The following is a 3106-nucleotide window of genomic DNA, read 5'->3' as shown; positions in this document are numbered from 1 at the left end:
CCCTTGATTGATTTTCTTGTTTAATCTTTGAGTTTCCACAGTGTTATTAGTTAATAAATAAAATTCAAAACGAGTATCAAGTTTTTTTAATTGTTGAGCCTCTATCATGGCTTGTTTGTAACGATCACGAAGACATGTTTTAAAATTAAAAGCGATAATGCGTTTAGTTTTAGTAAATAAAACTAAATCAAATTTAATATCTGGGATGAAGAATAAATAAGCTTGCGGATATAAATGAATGATTCCTTTATTTTGAAAATATAATAAAATAAGATATTCATTGATTTTACCACGGATCACTTTTTGACTTTGAGAGTGATAGTTGTTATCAGTTAAATATTGATCTAGTAAATGGTGATGATGATTCATATATTTATGAAAATTAAGTGAAAATGATATTTTATGAAAAAGTTTTTTTAAAATATTAACACATTGAGTATTAGTGTTAAGTTGTTTAATTTGGTAAAAATCTTCGTTAGTTAACATCTTGCTTCCTTTCTCAAGAAAAAAAGACCTTGTTTTAAGGTCTTTTCTTCTTAATTTTTTTTGTTCTCCAAGTAATGGTCCCATCAGGTTTGATGGTTTTAATTTTTCCATTATGGTAATAAAAATAAAGATTACCGTTTTGACATTTTTTCTTAATAACAATAGCCATTATCTTTCTCCTAGATATTTCATAATTTTTTGGATGTTTGATGGAATGGGATCGCTTCCGTTTAAGATTAATTTCTTAATATCACTAGTATAATGAGTGAGATAATGATTGTATCCTTGGCGAACGGTTTGAAAATAGGTTAATGATTGTTTTTCAATCAGATCTCTTTGATAGTTTTTTTGTTTCTTCTTTCTATTTCTTCCGATAAGAGGGTCAATATCTAAATAAATTAATAAATCAGGTTTTCTTAAGATAGTTTCATGATTCAGATTAAAGATCTTTTTTAAAGGTAAAAGTTGTTTCTTTTCCTTAAAAAAGGGAAATAATTGGTAAGCATAAGTGGATGGTAACCAACGATCTAAGATAATTAATTGATGATTTTTAAATAATTCCGCTTGGATTTGAGACATATTAGTGAGACTTAAATAAAAACGAGTGATGTAATCTACTTGTTGAAAATTTAAAAATAAATCTCTAATTTCCTTCCCAAGAGAACTACTCCCTAAACCTTGATAAAGTTGATGAGGGGTTTTTAAGAGGGGTCGAAGGGAATTGATAAGAGAAGTTTTTCCACTTCCGTCAAGTCCTTCAAAAACGATTAATTTCATCATTGTTTTCTCCTTTGATTTTTAATTTGGGCATAAAAAAAAGACCTTCAAATTGAAGGTCTAAAAGTATGAATCAATTATTTGATTTTGCTTAATTGTTTTAAATAAGTGGTTTTTTCTAATTCGTCTTTGGCTTTGGTTAAAAGAGCTAAGTATTTTTGACTATCTTGAATCATTTTTGTAATAAAGGTTTTGTCAGGATAAATCCGAACAACGTGATAGTTTTGGTCGTTAAAATAGACTAAAAAGTAAGCAAATTGTGCTTGAGAACAATAGAGTTGACATTGAACTTGGGCCCAATAGTATTGTGGGATATTTTCTAACTGAGGGTGAGTTAAAAAATGAGTCCAAGTGGTTGAGACTTCTTGGTTTTCATTCACATAAGGACATTTAATTTCTAAAACAGCTTGGTGTTGTTCATTGTAACCATCTAAAGATGCGGAAAAAAGGTTAACTTGATCATCAGTAAAAATAGTGTCTTCGAAAATTAAATTGGTTTTTTGTATGAAAAACTGTCGCGCGATGGGTTCCATTTTTTGGCCATGCAGTGTATATTGATTAGCGGTAAAAGTAGTTCCAAAGAGTTTATCAAGAACTAACTGTTCCATGGAACGAAAAGGGTCTAACCCCGTAATGGAAGCAATTTCCGAAGCGTTGATGTATTTTTTTCGATGTTGGTACCATAATTTGGTTCTTTGATTTAAGTTTTTGATTCTCATAATATTCATTCTTTCTTAAATATTTTCTTTAATAATAATAAAAGATATTTTCCTAAATAATAAATAAACCGTAGAATGTGATAAAGACATTTAAAAAGAAAATCAATTAAATATAAAAGATGAGGAAGAAATAATAAAATAATTGTTAATAAACCTAAATTTAACCATTGATTTTGATAAGTAAAGAAATAATGACTGATAGTATTAAGGCTATTATTTAGCTTGGTTAACCAAGTATTAAATAGATTCCACATGATTGGGTTGTTTCGTGATTAAATGTTGATAGAATTGAACCACTATTCCTTGTTTTAATTGGTGAAGACTTAGTTTAACGGTGAAAAGATAGAATTTAATGACATAATAAATAGTGATAATTGGAATAAATAAAAGTAGAGTGATGATGAAAAAGATGAGATTACTAGGTAAAGATTGAAAGATTTTTTTCATTAACATGGTTTTTGTTTCCTTTCCAAGGGGTGTGTTGTTAAATAAAAAAAGACCCTGAAGGGTCTTGAGTTTGTGATTAAAAAATTTAATTATTTTAACGTCTTCTATGATTATTTGGTTGATTTTGGTTATTTTGTATTTGATTTCTAATGATATTTATTTGTCTTTGATTTTGATCTATTCTTGTTTGAATATTTCTTAAGGTATTTATTTGTTCTTCTGAAGCATAAAGTGGTGTATTATTAATTGCTGAAATCATCTCTTGTGTTAACAATAAATATTCTCTTTCTAATTGAACTATTGTCATATTATTATCAAAATTTCTTAACATTTGTTCTTGATTATTTAGTTGTCTTTGTTGATAAGTTATTATTTGTTGGTGTACTTGTTGTATTTGATTCAACAAAAAATTAATTTCTGTTACTGAACTATGATTAAAAAGAGCATTAATCAATTGTTGAGATATTCTACCTTGGGTTAATAATAAGTTTCTAAAAGTATTATATTCATCTATATGATTATCAACAACTGAATTATTTTCAGATATACCATCGTTATTATCCATTGCCATAACTTGATAATTATTAGTTATAAATAATAGTCCTAAAAAAGTAAATAAATAAATACTTATTATTTTAAATTGATTTTGTAATTTAATCATTAATTAAATCTCCTTT

6 protein-coding genes and 1 pseudogene are annotated in these 3106 nt (G+C 26.9%); all 7 read right to left on the bottom strand.

Going from position 1 to position 3106, the window contains the following annotated elements; genetic code table 11:
- Positions 1–486, bottom strand: a pseudogene (locus tag OYV_RS03185) (hypothetical protein); the annotation flags it as partial.
- Between the two features lie 34 nt (positions 487–520).
- Entirely contained in the window at positions 521–655 is a 135-nt protein-coding gene (locus tag OYV_RS05565) for a hypothetical protein (protein ID WP_269077291.1), read from the bottom strand.
- Positions 655–1266 (bottom strand): dTMP kinase, encoded by a 612-nt coding sequence (gene tmk / locus OYV_RS03180; protein WP_081931942.1) that lies wholly within the window; start codon positions 1264–1266, stop codon positions 655–657. The genes OYV_RS05565 and tmk overlap by 1 nt, the downstream gene beginning before the upstream one ends.
- A gap of 74 nt (positions 1267–1340) precedes the next feature.
- The gene (locus OYV_RS03175; RefSeq protein ID WP_041624806.1) at positions 1341–1982 is read right to left on the bottom strand and encodes a YqaJ viral recombinase family protein; all 642 of its coding nucleotides are present in this window, start codon (positions 1980–1982) and stop codon (positions 1341–1343) included.
- Positions 1983–1987: 5 nt separating this feature from the next.
- Entirely contained in the window at positions 1988–2236 is a 249-nt protein-coding gene (locus tag OYV_RS04715; protein ID WP_041624804.1) for a hypothetical protein, read from the bottom strand.
- Complete coding sequence (locus OYV_RS03170; protein ID WP_041624802.1) at positions 2220–2435, bottom strand: hypothetical protein; 216 nt, start codon at positions 2433–2435, stop codon at positions 2220–2222. Before OYV_RS03170 ends, OYV_RS04715 begins: the two co-directional genes overlap by 17 nt.
- Before the next feature lie 88 nt (positions 2436–2523).
- A complete protein-coding gene (locus OYV_RS03165; protein ID WP_011160893.1) occupies positions 2524–3090 on the bottom strand; it encodes an SVM family protein in 567 nt (188 codons plus the stop codon).
- Positions 3091–3106: the final 16 nt, after the last annotated feature.

Source organism: 'Chrysanthemum coronarium' phytoplasma, from assembly GCF_000744065.1.
Lineage (GTDB): Bacteria > Bacillota_I > Bacilli_A > Acholeplasmatales > Acholeplasmataceae > Phytoplasma > Phytoplasma asteris.
The sequence above is the reverse complement of the archived record's forward strand: the minus strand, read 5'-3'. Positions and strand labels throughout refer to the sequence as shown.